At 31.3% G+C, this 19,080-nt stretch carries 18 protein-coding genes; 8 read left to right on the top strand and 10 right to left on the bottom strand.

The features are described 5' to 3' along the window. Positions 1-4: 4 nt before the first annotated feature. The 5 genes from ACOSP6_RS10490 to ACOSP6_RS10470 form a co-directional block, all read right to left on the bottom strand. Positions 5-937 (bottom strand): YbbR-like domain-containing protein, encoded by a 933-nt coding sequence (locus tag ACOSP6_RS10490; protein WP_422093467.1) that lies wholly within the window; start codon positions 935-937, stop codon positions 5-7. A gap of 76 nt (positions 938-1,013) precedes the next feature. Next, a complete protein-coding gene (yajC, locus tag ACOSP6_RS10485; RefSeq protein ID WP_422093468.1) occupies positions 1,014-1,322 on the bottom strand; it encodes a preprotein translocase subunit YajC in 309 nt (102 codons plus the stop codon). After that, the gene (locus ACOSP6_RS10480; protein ID WP_422093469.1) at positions 1,322-1,786 is read right to left on the bottom strand and encodes a DUF1573 domain-containing protein; all 465 of its coding nucleotides are present in this window, start codon (positions 1,784-1,786) and stop codon (positions 1,322-1,324) included. The genes yajC and ACOSP6_RS10480 overlap by 1 nt, the downstream gene beginning before the upstream one ends. Positions 1,787-1,826: 40 nt before the next feature. Further along, positions 1,827-2,765, bottom strand: a complete 939-nt coding sequence (nusB, locus tag ACOSP6_RS10475) for a transcription antitermination factor NusB (protein WP_422093470.1) — start codon at positions 2,763-2,765, stop codon at positions 1,827-1,829. 76 nt (positions 2,766-2,841) lie between these two features. Further along, complete coding sequence (locus ACOSP6_RS10470) at positions 2,842-3,942, bottom strand: Glu/Leu/Phe/Val family dehydrogenase (protein WP_422093471.1); 1,101 nt, start codon at positions 3,940-3,942, stop codon at positions 2,842-2,844. Positions 3,943-4,110: 168 nt separating this feature from the next. Between ACOSP6_RS10470 and ACOSP6_RS10465 the strand changes: the two genes are divergently transcribed. Continuing rightward, positions 4,111-5,865: an ABC transporter ATP-binding protein gene (locus ACOSP6_RS10465; protein ID WP_422093472.1), complete on the top strand. Its 1,755-nt coding sequence runs from the start codon at positions 4,111-4,113 to the stop codon at positions 5,863-5,865. Between the two features lie 83 nt (positions 5,866-5,948). Continuing rightward, on the top strand, positions 5,949-6,311 hold the full coding sequence (locus tag ACOSP6_RS10460) for a PUR family DNA/RNA-binding protein (protein WP_422093473.1): 363 nt from the start codon (positions 5,949-5,951) through the stop codon (positions 6,309-6,311). A gap of 81 nt (positions 6,312-6,392) precedes the next feature. On the opposite strand, the gene ACOSP6_RS10455 is transcribed toward ACOSP6_RS10460, so the two are convergent. From ACOSP6_RS10455 to ACOSP6_RS10445, 3 genes are read right to left on the bottom strand one after another with little or no spacing between them, the layout of a single operon-like run. Beyond that, the gene (locus ACOSP6_RS10455; RefSeq protein WP_422093474.1) at positions 6,393-7,442 is read right to left on the bottom strand and encodes a chorismate-binding protein; all 1,050 of its coding nucleotides are present in this window, start codon (positions 7,440-7,442) and stop codon (positions 6,393-6,395) included. Beyond that, positions 7,439-8,284: an alpha/beta fold hydrolase gene (locus ACOSP6_RS10450; protein WP_422093475.1), complete on the bottom strand. Its 846-nt coding sequence runs from the start codon at positions 8,282-8,284 to the stop codon at positions 7,439-7,441. The genes ACOSP6_RS10455 and ACOSP6_RS10450 overlap by 4 nt, the downstream gene beginning before the upstream one ends. 6 nt (positions 8,285-8,290) lie before the next feature. Then, entirely contained in the window at positions 8,291-8,707 is a 417-nt protein-coding gene (locus ACOSP6_RS10445) for a PaaI family thioesterase (RefSeq protein WP_422093476.1), read from the bottom strand. A 74-nt stretch (positions 8,708-8,781) separates the two neighbouring features. Here ACOSP6_RS10445 and ACOSP6_RS10440 point away from each other — a divergent pair, with 74 nt between their 5' ends. The 6 genes from ACOSP6_RS10440 to ACOSP6_RS10415 all read left to right on the top strand — a co-directional run bounded on the left by ACOSP6_RS10440 (position 8,782) and on the right by ACOSP6_RS10415 (position 17,628). After that, on the top strand, positions 8,782-9,282 hold the full coding sequence (locus ACOSP6_RS10440) for an IS1096 element passenger TnpR family protein (protein WP_422093477.1): 501 nt from the start codon (positions 8,782-8,784) through the stop codon (positions 9,280-9,282). A gap of 97 nt (positions 9,283-9,379) precedes the next feature. Then, positions 9,380-10,276: an ATP-binding cassette domain-containing protein gene (locus ACOSP6_RS10435; RefSeq protein ID WP_422093478.1), complete on the top strand. Its 897-nt coding sequence runs from the start codon at positions 9,380-9,382 to the stop codon at positions 10,274-10,276. Positions 10,277-10,293: 17 nt separating this feature from the next. Further along, the gene (locus ACOSP6_RS10430; RefSeq protein WP_422093479.1) at positions 10,294-11,142 is read left to right on the top strand and encodes an ABC transporter permease; all 849 of its coding nucleotides are present in this window, start codon (positions 10,294-10,296) and stop codon (positions 11,140-11,142) included. Positions 11,143-11,295: 153 nt separating this feature from the next. Continuing rightward, positions 11,296-14,376, top strand: coding sequence for a choice-of-anchor L domain-containing protein (locus ACOSP6_RS10425; RefSeq protein ID WP_422095718.1), 3,081 nt, complete (start codon positions 11,296-11,298; stop codon positions 14,374-14,376). Positions 14,377-14,399: 23 nt separating this feature from the next. Further along, positions 14,400-16,388 (top strand): excinuclease ABC subunit UvrB, encoded by a 1,989-nt coding sequence (gene uvrB, locus ACOSP6_RS10420; RefSeq protein WP_422092746.1) that lies wholly within the window; start codon positions 14,400-14,402, stop codon positions 16,386-16,388. A 43-nt stretch (positions 16,389-16,431) separates the two neighbouring features. Continuing rightward, entirely contained in the window at positions 16,432-17,628 is a 1,197-nt protein-coding gene (locus ACOSP6_RS10415) for an outer membrane beta-barrel protein (protein WP_422092747.1), read from the top strand. 78 nt (positions 17,629-17,706) lie between these two features. On the opposite strand, the gene ACOSP6_RS10410 is transcribed toward ACOSP6_RS10415, so the two are convergent. Together ACOSP6_RS10410 and ACOSP6_RS10405 are read right to left on the bottom strand one after the other, a co-directional pair. Beyond that, entirely contained in the window at positions 17,707-18,051 is a 345-nt protein-coding gene (locus ACOSP6_RS10410) for a hypothetical protein (protein WP_422092748.1), read from the bottom strand. Positions 18,052-18,584: 533 nt separating this feature from the next. After that, the gene (locus ACOSP6_RS10405; RefSeq protein WP_422092749.1) at positions 18,585-18,926 is read right to left on the bottom strand and encodes a hypothetical protein; all 342 of its coding nucleotides are present in this window, start codon (positions 18,924-18,926) and stop codon (positions 18,585-18,587) included. Between the last annotated feature and the right edge of the window lie 154 nt (positions 18,927-19,080).

Below are 19,080 nucleotides of genomic sequence, written 5' to 3'. Positions count from 1 at the left end.
TTTTTTATTTTTGAATTAAGAAATCAATTTTTTGAGGAGTAATTCTAACCGATGAAACAAGATTTGATTTCTTCTTGAAAGTTGGAACCAAATAAGTCAATCCTTTTTCCTCGGAAGACTTATAATCACAAATTACTTCAAATGATTCTTCCGTAATTTTACTGTAATTTTTTAACCCAACTTTATACGTTACGGTTACTTTTTTCGGATAAATTTTAAAATCTAATTCTGCTGGTTTATTAATTATGGTCACAGGTAATTCAAAAGTTCCTTCTGTATATTTATCAGTAAAAATTTGAGCTTCAACACTGTTGTCACTTAATTTTATATTTTCAAAACCTGAAGATAAATCCAGCTCTATTTTAATTTTAACATCCTCAGAAACTTCCTCAAGGTTCACATTTTTTGTGGTAATACTTGTAATTAATTCTATCTCATCTTGTGGACCTGAAATTAGAACACTATCTGGCTGAATCTTTACATCAGACAAACCATAACCTGGTTTGAATTTAATTGCATTTGTAAATTTTATTGGTACCTTTTTAGTTCTAAAAGTTCCTAAATTCAAATGAATTGTATCTTGTACAATATCAAGTAATTCAAGACCTGACTTTAATTGCTCTTGAAGCAAAGGTTTTTGCTCTTCCGTAAGAAGGTAATACTTTCTTTTTTTTCTTTTGTACTTATCCAAGGAGACTACTACGTTTTTACTAAACAAATTTGTAGAAAAAAGTTTAAACCCATTTCCTTTGATTAACAATTTAATTTGATTTACAGGTTCTTCTCGAAATACTTTTTCTTGCGGTAAATTTTCATACGTTACATTAAAAACGATTTCTGTTTTATACTCTTTTGAAAGGTTGATTAAGAACCACATCAAAAATGAAGTAGCTAAAAAACTTAGGAAAATTTTAGGTATGTTTTTTAAAGTATTCAAAAATCTATTTTATTGCAATCTAATTAAAAACAAAAAAGTGAGCAAAAGCTCACTTTAACTATTTAAAAAATAACGTTTATTTTTCTGTTTGTTTCTGTGTAAGTTCCATAGAAATCGCAGCTCTCTCGAATCTAATTTTTCCTGCTCCAGTTTCAATAACCACAGTATTATTGTTATCGTTAATTTCTGCTATTCTACCGTGAATTCCGCTTGTTGTAACAACTTTAGCTCCTTTTTTAATTTCTGATCTAAACTGTTTTTCTTTTTTCTGACGTGCCATTTGTGGTCTTATCATAAAAAAGTATAAAACTCCTAACATCGCAACAAATGGTAACATTTGCATTAATCCACCGGCATCTGCTTGTAATAATATCATCTCTAACATTAAGCCTTACTTTTTGGAGTTACCATTCCTGTTACTTTAACTTGCTCTTGTCCTTTAGAAGTATTAGTAGTTAAAGTTACGGTTTTACTTTGCTTATTTGGTTTACCAGCGGTATTGAACTTCACCTGAATTTCGGCAGTCGCTCCTGGCTTGATAGGATCTTTTGGCCATGTTGGCACTGTACATCCACATGTAGCTTTAGCATCTGTAATAACTAAATCAGATTTCCCTGTATTTGTTACTTTGAAAGAAGTTTCAACTACAAAACCTTCTTCTACAGTACCAAAATCATACACTTCTTTATCGAAAGCGATTTCTGGTGCTCCTTGACTTATTTCTTTATCTCTTTGATTAGCTTGCGTTACATTTTCTTGTTTTACTTTTGCAGCAGCATTTCCTTTTTTACAAGAAATTACTGAGCTAAATGCAACTGCTAGTACTAAAATTCCTACTATTTTTTTCATTATTATTTAGTTTTTAGACTTAACAAAAATATTTATTTTTTTATAATAAACCTCTTCCTATTTTGACCATCTTATTACTCTCCGTGTAGTCTTTAGCAATCTTATCTAAAACTCCATTAATAAAGTAACCACTTTTATTGGTTGAGTAATCTTTGGCCAATTCTATATATTCATTTATAGTTACCCTACTTGGAATAGAAGAGAAATGAAGGAACTCAGTAATTGCCATCTTGATTAAAATCATATCAATATCTGCTATTCTATCTGCTTCCCAATTAGGAGTTTTCTCTTTAATATCTTCTTCATACTTATGATGATTTAACATCACTTTGTTAAACAAGTTTGAAACAAACTTTTTATCCTGATCATCTTTATATAACTGACCTAAAACAAAAGGATTGTCCTTCTTTTGCTTATTTAACGTTTTCACCACCCAAGTATTCACGAAAGGAATATCATCAACCCATGAAATCATTGTGTCTTCAAAATAATCTGCTAACTTCTCATTTGGAGCAATAATTTCTTTGAAGAAATTTACCACAAAAATGCGATCTTCATGATAAGAATCCTCAACAGAATCCATATAATCTTTATATAAATTACTTGTACTTAGGTTTTCCCAAATAATTTTCACATATTCTTCTTCAAGCTCCCAGTTATTTAATTTATTTAACTCTAAATAACCCTCAAGGCTTACACTATCCTTTATTTGATTCAGTAATCTGTTATCAACAAACTTCGTATTTGGATTTAAATCTTCTTTTGTTGCTAAGATTTTCTTTTTTGAAAGCGCTAATTTTTTAGCTGCTAGTTTTTGAACTTCAACTAAAAGTTGGAGATTTAAGACGTATAAATCATGCATTTTTTGAATGCTGAACTTCAAAAACTTTTCTTCTTTCACTAAGTCTGAAGTATTAGCCTGTTGCATTGCATAAACAGACTGCATTACTTTTAAACGAATATGTCTTCTATTAATCATTAAATGAGGAACTTTAAAAAGGGCGATAGAAAATGTTTCTATCGCCCCGCAAAAATAAAATATTTATTGGTTTTGTCTAGCTATTTTGCTCTTTTTTACGATCATCAATTCTTCTTTGAGCAATATTAAATGCTGCTCGATGCGTCGTAATATTTTCCTTTTCTGCTAATTCGAAAATTTCTAATGTTGTATTGTAGATATTCTCAGTTCTTTTTAAACTCTCAGCTTTATCGTATCCTACAACCTCTGCATAAACATTTATTATTCCTCCAGCATTAATTAAGAAATCAGGCGCATACGCGATTCCTTTTTCTCTTAACATTTTACCATGTCTTACTTCATTTGCTAATTGATTGTTAGCAGCTCCAGCAATTACTGATGCCTTTAACTGAGAAATACTTTCATCGTTTACAGTTGCACCTAAAGCACATGGAGCATAAATATCAATATCTAATCCGTAAATATCATTTCCTAATACTACGTTTGCATTGTATTTTTTGCTTAACTCCTCTAAACGAGCCTCATTAATGTCATTTAAGATAACCTGAGCTCCTTCATCTGTGATATGCTTTACTAAAGTTTCACCAACATGACCAACTCCTTGAACTAATACTTTCTTACCTTCTAACTTATCAGTTCCAAATTTATATTTGGCAGCAGCTTTCATCCCCATATATACTCCATAAGCAGTAACAGGCGACGGATTTCCAGATCCTCCAATAGCTTCTGAAACTCCAGTTACATGAGGAGTAACCTCTCTAATAATATCCATATCGCGAGTTTCCATACCCACGTCTTCGGCTGTAATGTATTTTCCACTTAATGAATTAACAAATTCACCAAACTTTCTCATTAAAGCGTCGTTCTTTTGTGTTTTTGCATCACCAATAATTACTGCTTTACCTCCTCCAAGGTTTAAACCAGTAATAGCTGATTTGTAAGTCATTCCACGAGATAAACGTAAAACATCATTTAATGCCTCCCACTCTGTTTTGTACTGCCACATTCTAGTTCCTCCTAAAGCAGGTCCTAAAGTTGTATTGTGGATACCAATAATTGCTTTTAATCCTGTATCTTCGTCATTGCAAAAAACAATTTGCTCGTGACCATCGAAAGATAGTTGCCCAAAAACAGGATCGTTTTTAAGGTCTTTAGTATCAATAATTTCAGACATCATATAGTGTTTGTTTTAAATGAAGAAAATTATCATTCTTCAAATTTATAGGTAACAAAAATATGAATTTCATAATTACAAAGCAATATGGCAACCTGAAATTAAGAATACTATAACAACCTTGTTAGAATTTTATCATATTAACATATTTCTTTTAATATCATTAAAAAATTGAAAGCATTACAATATCTTAACAAATATTTTATCAAATACAAATGGAGATTGTTTATAGGTATCATTATCACAATTTTATCTAAATTACTCGCTTTAAAGATTCCAGAGATTATAAAAAACTCTTTGAATATTGTAGAGGATTATGCAAAAGGAAAAGTAACAGATATTGCTGCTGTAAAACATGAATTACTTATCAACATTTTAATAATTATAGGTGTAACCCTACTCGCTGGTTTTTTTACTTTTTTAATGCGTCAAACAATTATTGTTGTTTCTAGACTTATAGAATTTGACTTAAAAAATGAGATTTACCAGCAATATCAAAATCTTTCTGTTAATTTTTACAATAAGAATAGAACCGGAGATTTAATGAATCGTATATCAGAAGATGTATCTAAGGTACGCATGTATTTTGGACCTGCTATTATGTACTCATTAAATATGATTGTGCTTTTTGCAATTGGATTTACCAAAATGTTAAATACAGATTACAAACTTACTCTATACACCTTAATTCCTTTTCCTGTTCTGTCTATTTCTATCTTTTTGTTAAGCAAGGAAATCAACAAGAAAACAACTATTGTACAACAATATTTATCTAAACTAACAACCTTTAATCAAGAATTCTTCTCAGGTATAAATGTTGTAAAATCATACGCTATTGAAAATGCTGTTTTTGCAAACTTCAATCAATTAGCTGATGAGGCAAAAGAGAAAAATATTGAACTATCTAAAGTTCAGGCTTTATTTTTTCCTCTTATGATTTTATTAATCGGAATTAGTAACATCCTAGTCTTATATATAGGAGGAAAGCAATATATCGCGGGAGAAATACAAATTGGAGTAATCGCCGAATTCATTTTATATGTAAACATTTTAACTTGGCCAGTTGCTATTGTGGGTTGGGTTACTTCTATAATACAACAAGCTGAAGCTTCACAAACAAGAATAAATGAATTTTTAGAGCAAGTTCCTGAAATAAGAAACACCGCTTCTGAGAGAACCAACATTAAAGGAAAAGTAACTTTTGAAAACGTATCTTTAACCTATGATGACACGAATATAACTGCTTTAAAGAATATCAGTTTCACTGTAAATGAAGGAGAAACTCTAGCTATAATGGGTAAAACTGGTTGTGGAAAATCATCGATTGTCAATATGATTGCCAGGATGTACGATGCAACTGAAGGAACAGTTTTAATTGATGATAAACCTATCAAAGAATTTCATTTAGATGATGTAAGAGATCAAATTGGTTTTGTTCCTCAAGATCCGTTTTTGTTTTCCGATACCATAGAAAACAATATTAAATTCGGTAAAGAAGACGCTACAGAAGAAGAAATAATAACGGCCGCAAAAAATGCAGTAATTCACGATAACATTATCAATTTCACGAATGGATATAAAACCATTTTGGGAGAAAGAGGTGTTACATTATCTGGTGGACAAAAACAAAGAACCTCGATTGCACGAGCGATTATCAAAGACCCTAAAATTCTAATTTTTGACGATTGTTTATCTGCCGTGGATACAGAGACAGAAGAAAAAATTCTCTCTAATCTCGAAAGAGTTTCTAAAAACAAAACAACGTTTATAATTAGCCATCGAGTTTCTTCTGCAAAAAATGCAGATAAGATTATCATATTAGAAGACGGTAAAATTATTGAACAAGGAACTCACAATCAACTAATAACAAAAGAAGGAACTTATAAAAACCTATACGAGCAACAACTCCTAGAAAAAGAAATTTAGAGTTTTATGTGTACAAGTAAAATATTTTGTTAGATTTGTTTACGTAAAAACGAAATAAACTACGATTTTTAAGACTTCGAATTATGAGCGAGAGAGTAGAACAAGAAGAAATCTTTTCACAAGTATTAAGAGCTGGAAGAAGAACCTATTTTTTTGACGTAAGAGCTACGAAAGCTGACGATTATTACTTAACTGTAACTGAGAGCAAAAAATTCACACACGACGATGGATCATTCCATTATCAAAAGCATAAAATTTATCTTTATAAAGAAGACTTTAGCGATTTCAAAGAAATGTTAAATAAGGCTACGGACTATATTATCGATAAAAAAGGAAGCGAAGTTATTAGCGAACGTCATCAGAAAGACTTTAAAAAACATGATGAAAACGGATTTGTAGAGCAAACTACTGAAAGCTTTACTGACGTTTCATTTGACGACATATAACAAGTTTAATTCAAATTCAATTTACACAAAGCAAAAGCCACTTATTAAGTTGTTTAACAACTTTTGAGTGGTTTTTCTTTTCTACAATACACTTTTCATTGCTGCAGATTTCGCAACAGTCTCTAACCATTCTTTCTCTGGGTTACTATCGGATGTAATTCCTCCTCCAACATAAACATTTACAGCATTCGCCGAAGTTAATTTCATACATCTAAGATTTACATATAGATTAGAAACTTGTGAATTCTCATCTAAATTTAATTCTCCAAGAAAACCAGTGTAAAATTCCCGATCATATCCCTCTTCATTCATAATAAACTCTTTTGCCGAGTGTTTTGGCAAGCCGCAAACTGCAGGTGTTGGATGTAACTCCTTAATTAATCGAGAAATATTTCCACGCACTTTCCCTTTCACTAAAGTCCTCAAATGCAATAAATTTCCAATTTTAATTGTTTCTAAATCAGCAATTCGAAGCTCTTGACAAATAGGTTGGAGTTTTTCACTTATATAATCTGTAACAATGTACTGTTCTTCAATTTCTTTAGTACTCCAATTCGGATCTAACCCCTCTTGATAAACTTGAGTTCCCGCCAAAGACATTGTTTTAAATTCTTTTCCTTTTATGGAAATTAATGTTTCAGGAGTTGCCCCCATCCATTTACCTACTTTCGGATGATACCAGAAATAAACGAAAGCAGTAGGATATTTTTTAAGCAATCTTGAAAAAACTTCAAATTCATTTAGACCTGAACTCAATATTACCTCTTCCTTTCTTGACAAAACAACTTTACGAAAACCATTGTTTTGGATTGCTTCTACTCCTTTTTGAACTAAATGAACATGAAAATCTTTTTGAGAATTATTTTCCGAAATTTTATCAAGAGGAAAATTAACTTCTATGTTTATCCTTTCCTTTTCTACAACTGAATTAGCTCCTGAAAATAGAATTGGAGACTTCTCATCATTAAAAGGCGCAAAAACGAATCCAGAATCATTATCCAAATTATTACTATAATTAACCTCTTTATCCTTTTGAAAAAAGCCTTGTAAAAAATCTGAATTCGGTTTTTTGTATATTACAAATGGTAACTTTTCAGTTAGTGCGTTCTCTACTCTATTAAAAATCTTCAATCCGCGTGTTTTAATAATTGTTTTTTTATAAAATCAAAATTCGACCAAACCAAACCATGATTTCCTTTTTCCAAATCGACCAAAGTAAATTGCTCAGAATTGAATTGCTCTTCTAACATTTTAGAGTTTGCATATGGTACTATCCAATCACTTGTTCCATGAATACTAACAACATTATTAGGGGTTTCATTCCAAGTACTCTCAAATTTTTTCAAATCCTCACGATGAGATAGTTTTTCCTTAGAGGCCTCTTTCCAAACAGATGGAACGAGCCATCTGGTAGCTTTCCATTTATAGAAATTTAACATCCAAGGCATGGGTTCAACTTCACTATGAACTGCTGGTGCTAGCAACAAAATTTTCTTAACTTTTTTCTTAACGGAAAGCGCAATTGGTCCACCATAAGAATACCCAACCAAAATAACTTTCTGATTATTAAGTTGCTTAATAATATCGAGTAACATATCTCTCTCAAAAGCAATACTCTCTTGAACTGGGTTTTTATCTTTATAGTTATAACCAATCCTGTCGTAAGAAATCATATTAAACTTGTTTTGAAGCAAGCTATCTGCCATGTATCTTGAAAAATCATTCAATGAACCAATTGTTCCATGAACAAAGACTAACGTTGGCATTAACGTATCTTTTTGAATAGTGATTTTACGATATGAAAAGTCTTTAAATTTTTCTCTCGTCAATACTGGTTTTATAGCGCTATCCTCGTATGCTTCCAATATTTTTTGATCCGATTTTGGAGTTGTAAATAATGCAAAAACTATATACAATCCAATTATCAATATAAAGAGCGTAGTTAAAATAATTCTCAGGATTTTTTTAAACACCAGTGGTTATTTTTTATCTAAAATAATGTTCGTTAGTTTACAAATAGAAATAAGGTTATTCTCCTCATCAACCACCTTTACTTCCCATAAGTGTGTGGTTCTTCCTTTGTGGACTGGTCTAGCAGTTCCATAAACAAAACCGTCTTTCTTACTTTTTAGATGATTAATACTTAATTCAATTCCTTTTACAATTTTATCCTCGGACTTCAAAAAGTAAGCCGATGCCAAACTACCTACAGTTTCTGCTAGTGCCGCTGTTGCACCTCCATGCAAAATACCATAAGGTTGGTAAACCTTTGAAGTAACCGGCATTTTTGCCGTAATGTAATCCTCACCTATATCGACAAACTCAATTTCTAAGGTTTCCATTAAGGTATTGGAATTGTATGAATTAAGTTTCTTTAAAATCTCCTCTTTTTTCATTTATGAATAAAATGTTCAAAATCTAAAACCAGGAGTAAAAATACGTATTTTTGTAGTCTATTAAAAATTAAGAAATGTACAAAGTTAGAGCTATTTTAGATGTTGATGAAGATGTGATAAGAACAATTACGTTCAATGAAAACTTATCTTTAGAAAAATTACATTTTGATATTTCGAAAGCCTTTGGATTTGACGGAAGTGAAATGGCCTCATTTTATAAAAGTGATAACGAATGGAATCAAGGTTTGGAAATTCCTTTATTCAACATGGCGGAAGCAGGAGAAGAGTTATCCATGTCAACTTGTTTCACAAAAGATATTCTAGTGAACAAGAATGATAAATTAATTTATGTATATGATTTTCTACAAATGTGGACTTTTTACATTGAATTAATTGAAGCTTCGGACGAAGTAATCACGGAGACAAAAACAATACTTAGCGTCGGAGAAATTCCTAGTAAAGCTCCTGATAAAGTCTTTGAATCAGATGATATTTTGGGTGATTTTAACGACGAAAACGAAGATATTTTCGACGACTTTGAAGACCTAGATAGTTTAGATTTAGATAATTATTAAACCACTTCCTCCAGGTTAAAGAAAAGTACATCATAAAAATTTCGTAACATTTTGGTATCTTGTTCGTCGAATAGAAAACTGACAAAACTTTATACTATTGGATACCATCTTATCTATTAAGAACCTCGACAAAAAATATGGTCGTGTTCACGCAGTAAAAAACCTATCATTTGATATTGAAAAAGGAAATGTTTACGGAATTTTAGGACCTAACGGAAGTGGAAAGTCTACAACTTTAGGAATTATCTTAAATGTTGTAAACAAAACTTCAGGAGAATTTTCATGGTTCGGCGGAACAATGTCTACTCATAACGCATTAAAAAGAGTTGGAGCTATTATTGAACGCCCAAACTTTTATCCTTACATGACAGCTGTTCAAAACCTTGAACTTATATGTAAAATTAAAGGTGTACCTCATGCTAATATCGAAGAAAAACTAAAAACGGTTAACCTTTACGAAAGAAGACACAGCAAGTTTAAAACTTATTCATTAGGAATGAAACAACGTCTTGCAATTGCCTCTGCACTACTAAACAATCCAGAGATTTTAATATTAGATGAACCAACAAATGGTCTAGACCCTCAAGGTATTCATGAAATCAGACAAATAATTAAAGAAATTGCTAAAAATGGAACAACAATATTATTGGCTTCGCATCTTCTAGATGAAGTTGAAAAAGTTTGTTCACATGTGGTTGTAATTAGAAATGGGTTAAAACTTTACAGTGGTAGAGTTGAAAACATGGTTGCTTCGAATGGAATTATTGAAGTAAAAACAGATGGTGATCAAGAGTTATTAGTGAATACCTTGAAAAACTACTACGATATCGCAACTGTTAATGTTGAAGATGATTTAATCGTAGCTCGTTTAGAGAATGAAACTACGGCATCTGAAATCAACAAATACTTATTCGAAAAAGGAATTATTGTTTCCCATTTAGTTATGCGTAAACCAAGTTTAGAAGAACAATTCTTGAACTTAACTAATAACTAATCAAAAAAATCACACCTATGTTACGTCTTTTAAATATTGAATTTCACAAATTAAAACACAATAGAGCCAGTAGAGTTCTATCTATCATATATTTCGGTTTACTAACATCAATTGCCTTAATTGCTGCAATCAAGTTTGATATTGGACCCATAAAATTTCATTTAGCTGAACAGGGAATTTTTAACTTCCCTTACATCTGGCACTTCAATACATATATGGCTGCAATGTTTAAGTTCTTTTTGCTATTGGTAATTGTTTCCATGATGGCAAACGAGTACAGCTACAAAACACTGAAACAAAACCTTATAGACGGTTTAAGTAAAAAAGAATTTATTTTATCAAAGTTTTATACTGTTATTGTATTCGCTGCTGTTTCAACTTTGTTTGTTTTTGTTGTATCTCTTATTTTAGGTCTAATTTATTCGGATTTCAATGAGTTTTCAATTATCCTATCTGACCTAGAGTATTTTCTTGCATTTTTTATCAAACTTGTAGGCTTCTTTTCTTTCGGTTTATTTTTAGGAATTTTAATCAAAAGATCTGCGTTTGCTGTTGCAGCTATGATTGTATGGCTTATCATAGAGAGTATGTTCAAAGGTTATCTTTACTGGACATTTAGAGATTTAAAAATGGCTGCTGGAGCTGAAGTTGCCAAAATAATGCAATTCTTTCCTTTAGAAGCAATGGCAAACCTTATAAAAGAACCTTTTACCCGTCTTGGAGCCGTAAAATCTGTTGCGAAACAAATTGGTGAGGAATTCGTTGCTGATTATTCCGTGCATGTCACTGATGTCATCATTGTCTTAGTTTGGACTGCTATTTTCATATACCTTTCTTATCGCTTATTAAAGAAAAGAGATTTATAAAAAATTATAATATACATTTAACACGGAAAAAACACAGTTTTACAGGTAGGGTTTTTCTATATTTAATTGTTTTATTTCAAGTTGTTAATACTAAGAACAACGTCATTTTTGACGTTTTTTTTAGTAAATTGTCAGCCTTTTTTAATCAATTATATGAACAATCTAAAAGCTACTCTTTTATTTATATTTTTCATTAGTGTTTTAAGTATAAATGCTCAAGTAGATGTAAATGATAACACTCAAACTGAATCTAGTTTTAGTCCTGAACAATTAATTTCTGACGTTTTAATTACAGGTTCTTGTAACACGGTATCAAATGTTACTTCTGAAGTAAGTGGTACACCTACAGAACAACCGTTTAAAAATTATGGTTTTTTTAAACGTCAAGCTGGTAGTTCCTTTCCTTTTGAAGAAGGAATTGTATTATCTTCAGGAATTGCTACAAATATTCAAGCCAATGCTGGAGGAGGAACTTTAAGTACAGCTACAACAGGGAATAATGATGCAGATCTTGCGAACACATTAGGAGTTCCAATCAGCCAAGTAACAGATGCGGCGGTGATTGAGTTTGACTTCGTTCCTAAATCTACTAGAATTAGCTTTCGATATTTAATGGCTTCTCAGGAGTACCAGGGAACCTTCCCTTGTAGTTTCGCGGATAGTTTTGCGTTCTTACTAAGACAAAGTACAGAGACAAACTATACTAATATTGCTGTGGTACCTGGAACTACAACTCCAGTTAGTGTGACTAATGTACATGCTGAAATACCAGATGGTTCAGGTGGAGTTCAGTGTGCTGCTCAAAACGAGAGCTTATTTGCAGGAACCGATGTCACAGAAACAGGTTTTGCAGGAAGAACAGTAGTATTGACAGCTCAGGCTGATGTTATTCCAAACGTAACATATCATATAAAATTAGTTGTTGCTGATTTTGGAGATCAGGTTTTTGACACCGCTGTTTTTTTAGAAAAAGGAAGTTTTAATTTAGGACTAAACTTAGGAGAAGATTTAACTATCGCAGGAGATAATTCAGTATGCGGAGATAGTACTTTATTAACAGCAAATGTTACAGCTACTTCATATAAATGGTATAAAGATGGGGTGGAAATAGTTGGGGAAACTAGCCAAAGTTATTTAGCAAATTTAGGAAACGGAACATACACCTGCGAAATTAATGATGCTGGTTGTACCGATAGTGATGACATTGTTTTAGAGTTTTCCGAACCATCAACTGCGGTTCCTCCTATTTCAGACTTATCTAATTGTGAAAGTAACACCTTTGATCTGACAGTTCGAACAAACGAAGCACTTGATGGTCAAAATCCCGCCGATTTTGAAGTCTTGTTTTTCAGTGATTCAAATTTTTTCAATCAGATAACCAACCCTGCAGCATATGTTAGTCCCAGTGATGATGAAGTAATTTATGTTAGAAAAAGAAATAGAACAGCTAATCACTGTTTTACTGATGGTTCTTTTAGAGTTTTAAACTTTGATAATCCAGTGGGACAAACAGCTTCCGATTATATCGTTTGTGATGATGTTGCTAATGGAGGTGATACAGATGGATTTTTTAATGATTTCATTTTATCAACTAAAGACAGTGAAGTATTAGGCGGATTGGATCCTGCTCTATTTAATGTTTCTTATCATACAACTTTGTCGGGCGCACAAACAGACAATGTTACTGATGTAATTGATAAAGATAATCCTTACAGAAATGCATCTATTAATGAGCAAACCATTTTTGTAAGAATCGAAAATGTAGCTAATACCAATTGTTTTGTCACTTCCGATCCTGGAACAACTTTTATGCCTTTTCGATTAATTATCAATCCACTTCCTGTAATTGCGAACAATCCAGCACAGATTAATCAATGTGATACGGATAGCGATCTTACAACAAACATCAACTTGACACAGGCGGAAATTTCTATTTCTAATAATCATACTAACGAAACTTTCCAATACTATCTAACACAAGCCGATGCCAATGCGGATACCGCGCAAATTGCTGATCCTTTTTCTCATTCTGCTTCTGATGGTGATTCGGTTTGGGTAAGAACTATTTCTAGTGAAGGATGTTTTAGAATCTCTAGGTTGGACATTACCATTTCTTTTGCTGGTGATGTAGCTTATAATGAAGAATTTACCACTTGTGATGATTTCTTAGATGCTGATGGAAATGATACTATCAATAACGATGATAGTGATGGAATTGCTAATTTCGATATCAGTCCTGCTATTGATGATATTAAACTATTATTTGACCCTGCTATTAGAGACGATTTAGATGTATTATTCTTTGAAACTGAAGCTGACAGAGATGCCGTGATTAATCAAATTCCTGATCCTGCTAATTACAGAAACACCAATATTCCTGCAACGACACAGCAAACTATATTTGTGAAAATCGTCAATAGAATCAATAATGATTGTACTGGTTTGGGTGAGTTCTTTATTAGAGTTTTACCGCTTCCAGAATTTGAAGTTACTTCTCCTCAGATTGTATGTTTAAATAGCCCTTCTTTTATTGAAGCAGAAATGCCGGATGGAACATATTCTTACGAGTGGAGACGTAATGGTGTTATTGATACTTCTTCTACTAGCGAAACTTTAGACATTACACAAGGTGGAACATATGAAGTAACAGCAATTAACACGACTACCAACTGTACAAGAACTAGAAGAATTATTGTCAACGAATCTATCATAGCTACATTAACTGAAGATGATGCTACCATTGTAGATGATTCTACTAATAACTCTATTACAATTGATAATAGCAATAACAATTTAGGTATTGGCGATTATGAATTTGCTTTACAAGATGAAAGCAATAACATTATCAGAGATTTTCAAGACACTCCGATGTTTGAGAATTTAAGCGGTGGTGTGTATACTATTTTAGTCAGAGATAAAAACGATTGTGGAGTCGCTGAATTAGACGTGTCGGTACTTGAATTTCCAAAGTACTTCACTCCTAATAATGACGGAGTAAATGATATTTGGACTGTAAAAGGTGCTAGCACAACTTTCTATCCTCAAAGCAGCATTCATATTTTTGATAGATATGGAAATCCTATTACTGAAATCGCTATTGACGGACAAGGTTGGAATGGTTTATACAACGGGAAAGTATTGCCTTCAAACGACTACTGGTTCAATATTGAATTAACCGATAGAAACGGAAATAAAATTAACAGAAAAGGACATTTCTCACTACTTAGAAAGTAAATAAGTATCCTTATTTTTGTGTAATGGATTTTCAATTAGTTTCAGATTTTCAACCTACCGGTGATCAACCACAAGCAATTCAGCAACTTTCTGAAGGAATTGTCAATAATGAAAAATATCAGACATTATTAGGTGTAACAGGTTCAGGTAAAACATTTAGTGTAGCAAATGTCGTAGCAGAAGTAAATCGACCGACTTTAGTATTGGCGCATAATAAAACGTTGGCTGCTCAATTGTATTCTGAGTTTAAACAATTCTTTCCAAACAATGCGGTAGAGTATTTCGTTTCTTATTATGATTACTATCAACCTGAAGCATACATTCCCGTTACTGGAACTTATATTGAAAAAGATTTATCTATTAACGATGAAATTGAACGCTTAAGAATTAGTACTTCCTCTTCCCTATTATCAGGAAGAAGAGATGTTTTAGTTGTTGCTTCAGTTTCTTGTTTATATGGTATTGGAAATCCAATCGAGTTTAAAAAGAATGTAATACAAATTGAAACTGGACAACAAATTTCTAGAACTAAATTCTTACATCAATTAGTAACTAGTTTGTATTCCAGAACAGAAGTTGAAATCAAAAGTGGAACTTTTAAAGTAAAAGGAGATGTTGTAACTATTTATCCATCTTACGGGGAAAACGGTTATAAAGTTCACTTTTTTGGTGATGAAATCGAAGAAATCGAATCGTTTGATCTAGAGAGTAATCAAATTATTGAAGAATTTGATCAACTAAATATCTATCCTGCAAACCTATTTGTTACTTCTCCTGATATTCTACAAAATGCTATTCATCAAATCCAAGATGATTTAGTGAAGCAATGCGATTACTTTTCTGAAATTGGAAAACATTTGGAGTCTAAAAGATTAAAAGAACGCACTGAGTTTGATCTTGAAATGATCCGTGAATTAGGATATTGTTCAGGAATTGAAAATTACTCTCGTTACTTAGACGGTCGAGAAGCTGGAACACGTCCGTTCTGCTTGTTAGATTATTTCCCTGATGATTATTTAATGGTTATTGATGAAAGTCACGTTACAGTTCCGCAAGTTCATGCCATGTACGGAGGAGATCGAAGTAGAAAAGAAAACTTAGTTGAGTATGGCTTTCGACTTCCCGCAGCTATGGATAACCGACCTTTAAAATTTGAAGAATTTGAAGCCTTACAAAATCAAGTAATTTACGTTTCTGCAACTCCAGCAGATTATGAATTACAAAAAACAGAAGGAGTTTTTGTAGAACAAGTTATTCGTCCAACTGGATTACTAGATCCTGAAATTGAGGTTCGTCCGAGTTTAAATCAAATAGATGATTTAATTGAAGAAATCCAAATTCGTGTTGAAAAAGACGAACGTACTTTAGTTACTACACTTACTAAAAGAATGGCTGAAGAGTTAGCAAAATACTTAACAAGAATCCAAGTTCGTTGTAGGTATATTCATTCTGATGTTGACACACTTGAACGAGTGGAAATCATGCAAGATTTACGAAAAGGACTGTTTGATGTGTTAATTGGCGTGAATTTATTGAGAGAAGGTCTAGATTTACCTGAGGTTTCATTAGTCGCTATTTTAGATGCTGATAAAGAAGGTTTCCTGCGTTCACATAGATCATTGACTCAAACGGTAGGTAGAGCTGCAAGAAATGTTAATGGTAAAGCGATTATGTATGCCGATAAAATTACCAACAGCATGCAATTAACTATTGATGAAACAACAAGAAGAAGAGAAAAGCAAATCAACTATAATACTAAATTCAATATTACTCCGAAACAGATTAATAAGAAGATTGATAATACATTAGCGAAAAATAATATTGCATCCTATCATTATGATAATGCGACCAAAAAAGCTGCTGAACAAGATTTAGAGTTCTTACCAAAATCTGAAATTGAAAAACGTATCAGAGATAAACGTAAGCAAATGGAAGAGGCTGCGAAAAGTTTGGACTTTATGGCAGCTGCTCAATTTAGAGATGAAATCGAATTACTTAAAAAGCAATTGTAGTTTTTTCCTATATTTGCCGGCGAATTAAAAAAAATTAAAAATTATGAAAAAGATACTAGCTCTTATAGTGCTATTAACTTCTTGTACTATTTATGCACAAACTAAATTTGAAAAAGGGTATTTCATTACAACTGAAGGGAACAAAGTGGAATGTTTAATTAAAAATGAAGATTGGTATAACATCCCTTCAGAAATTAATTACAAACTCGATGAGAATAGTACATTAAATACTATTAGTAATAACACGTTAAAGATGGTTTACATCAAAGATAAATTACTTTTAGAAAGACATAATGTACTAATAGATAAATATTCTAAAAAACTGAACGAATTAACCAACACTAGAATAACTAATTACAAAGAGGAAAGTTTGTTATTAAAAGTTATTGTAGATGGTAAAGCTAGATTACTAAAATATGTAGATAAAGGAGTTCAACATTTTTATTATGAGTTAAACTCTGAAATTAAGCCATTAGAGTATAAATTATACAAAACTTCTAAAGGTACTTTAGGAAAGAACCTGAATTACCAGAAAACCTTAAGAGAAAAATTTAGCTGTCCAAAAACTAAATTAAAAACCGCTAGTAAATACACAGAAATAGCTCTTACTAAGTTTTTTAAACAATATAATAACTGTAATGGTGAAGATAATAGTGTTTATAGCTACAGTAAATTGGCTAAGGGAGCAAAAATAAATATTAGAGCTAAAATAAGTATTGGTTTTTCTAATAGTGAAAATCCTTTCAATACTTTATCACGATTTAATTTTAAAAATAAAACAACATATAAAATAGGAGCAGAAATAGAATATGTTCTACCTTTTTTCAACAACAAATGGTCTGGTTTTGTTGAACCAACTTATCAATCGTATTCTGATAAAACAGAATCTATAACACAAGCAGGTGATTTTTCTTACTCTATTGATTATAGCTCTATAGAATTACCTTTTGGTGTTAGGTATTATTCCTTTTTAAATGATGAAAACAAAATCTTTTTTAACGGTGGTTTCAACCTTGATTGGGTTTTAAATGATAAAATTAGTTTTGCCAATGAACCTAGCACGACAATCACCATTAATACAACTACTAATTATTTTATTGGTGTTGGATATGAGCTTAATAATAAGTTTAGCTTAGAATTTAGATATAACACACCAAGAGATCTATCTAGATTCTCTGGATTACCTTCTGAGACTAAATTTAATAATTATTCTCTTAAACTAGGATATAACTTTCTATAAAAGAAAATCATAAAACAGTACAAATAAAAAACTCACCCAAATTGGGTGAGTTTTTCGTTTTACACTTTCTAATTCTTTTTATAAAGAAATCATCTTTACTGGTACGATGTACACTTTCTTTTCTGTTTTATTGGCTAACTTTTTATAGTTTAATCTTGCTTTTACAAAAGCTCCAATTGTTTCTTTATCTCCTTTCGTATCAACAGATAATACAACTATTTCATTTTCATTATTCACAGTAAGCTTAATTTTTACCATAAAATTCTGCTCTACTGGAAAATTAGGATTTTCTAATAATTTCTGAATCTGTTTTGATATTACAGAAACTTTAACTCTATCATCTCCTGGGGTCTTCTCATTTGCTGAAACCGTGTTACTGAACACGATTAATACAGCTACTAATAAAATTTTAATTGATTTCATAGTGATCGTTTTTTTATTGTTTATATGTTACTATTTATTTTAAACAACTTTCGTTTATAATGATCCTAATAGTCTTGCAAGACGATGTAAAATTACGAGTGATTAATAACTTGTAGGTTATCTAAAAATTAACAAAAAAGCCCGTCATTCCTAACGAAAACGCAATAGTTGTATGCTATTCTTGCTTATAAAAAAACGTGAAAAATCAACAATTATGAATCTCTTAAAAAACACAGACAAAAATTCTTTATCCAATAAAGTTTAAGATGTTTTTTTGATAAAACCTTGTATTTTACTTCAAAATCAACATTTAAAAATTTACATTAATTTTACAATTAATAAACAATAATTTAATACTTAAAATTATCGAAAACGTTTTAGAATCGACGTTTTAATGATTATTTTCTAATAAAACCAATAAAAAACCTCGTACTAATTAAATAAAAACAACAAAATAAAGACATAGATAAGAATATTTCAAACTAAAAAAACTCACTTTGGTGAGTTTTTTAAATTTTAATTTAAATTAGAAGTTATAGAGAAATCATTTTTACAGGTAGAGTATATACTTTTGATGTCATATTACGAGATAATCTCCTGTAGTTTAATCTTTCTTTTATATACTCCTCAATAATATTCTCGTTGTTCTCAGCTTCGACAGATAAAACAACAATTTCATTTTTCTTATTAACCGTAAACTTTACAATCACAGATGCGTTTTCCAAAACAGGGAAATTGGGATTAGCTAATAACTTTGATATTTCTTTAGAAATAACTGTCATTTTTAACTTGTCTTCAGTTGGATTTGTATTTGCTGAAATAGAAGTACTAAAAATTAATAATGCGAATACTAAAAATAATTTGATTGATTTCATTGTGTTTGTTTTTCGAGGGTTCATGATTTTATTTTGTTCATTTCTTGGCTTGCAAACCACTACAAATGTATTTCTAACCACTCACAAACAGGTTATGAAACACTTATCAAAAACCTAAACAATCGTTACTAAAATGTTGCTTTTACGTATGCAT

This window comes from Tenacibaculum sp. MEBiC06402, from assembly GCF_049239625.1.
Lineage (GTDB): Bacteria > Bacteroidota > Bacteroidia > Flavobacteriales > Flavobacteriaceae > Polaribacter.
This window is presented reverse-complemented; position numbering and strand designations above follow the sequence as displayed.

Excerpts from the sequence above, each read along its gene's own strand:
- ACOSP6_RS10445 (WP_422093476.1), bottom strand. The coding sequence starts at position 8,707 with ATGAAAAAAGAGGAGATTTTAAAGAAACTTAATTCATACAATTCCAAT.
- uvrB (WP_422092746.1), top strand. The coding sequence starts at position 14,400 with ATGGATTTTCAATTAGTTTCAGATTTTCAACCTACCGGTGATCAACCA.
- ACOSP6_RS10430 (WP_422093479.1), top strand. The coding sequence starts at position 10,294 with ATGTTACGTCTTTTAAATATTGAATTTCACAAATTAAAACACAATAGA.
- ACOSP6_RS10440 (WP_422093477.1), top strand. The coding sequence starts at position 8,782 with ATGTACAAAGTTAGAGCTATTTTAGATGTTGATGAAGATGTGATAAGA.
- yajC (WP_422093468.1), bottom strand. The coding sequence starts at position 1,322 with ATGTTAGAGATGATATTATTACAAGCAGATGCCGGTGGATTAATGCAA.
- ACOSP6_RS10410 (WP_422092748.1), bottom strand. The coding sequence starts at position 18,051 with ATGAAATCAATTAAAATTTTATTAGTAGCTGTATTAATCGTGTTCAGT.
- ACOSP6_RS10460 (WP_422093473.1), top strand. The coding sequence starts at position 5,949 with ATGAGCGAGAGAGTAGAACAAGAAGAAATCTTTTCACAAGTATTAAGA.
- ACOSP6_RS10480 (WP_422093469.1), bottom strand. The coding sequence starts at position 1,786 with ATGAAAAAAATAGTAGGAATTTTAGTACTAGCAGTTGCATTTAGCTCA.
- ACOSP6_RS10415 (WP_422092747.1), top strand. The coding sequence starts at position 16,432 with ATGAAAAAGATACTAGCTCTTATAGTGCTATTAACTTCTTGTACTATT.
- nusB (WP_422093470.1), bottom strand. The coding sequence starts at position 2,765 with ATGATTAATAGAAGACATATTCGTTTAAAAGTAATGCAGTCTGTTTAT.
- ACOSP6_RS10425 (WP_422095718.1), top strand. The coding sequence starts at position 11,296 with ATGAACAATCTAAAAGCTACTCTTTTATTTATATTTTTCATTAGTGTT.
- ACOSP6_RS10470 (WP_422093471.1), bottom strand. The coding sequence starts at position 3,942 with ATGATGTCTGAAATTATTGATACTAAAGACCTTAAAAACGATCCTGTT.
- ACOSP6_RS10405 (WP_422092749.1), bottom strand. The coding sequence starts at position 18,926 with ATGAAATCAATCAAATTATTTTTAGTATTCGCATTATTAATTTTTAGT.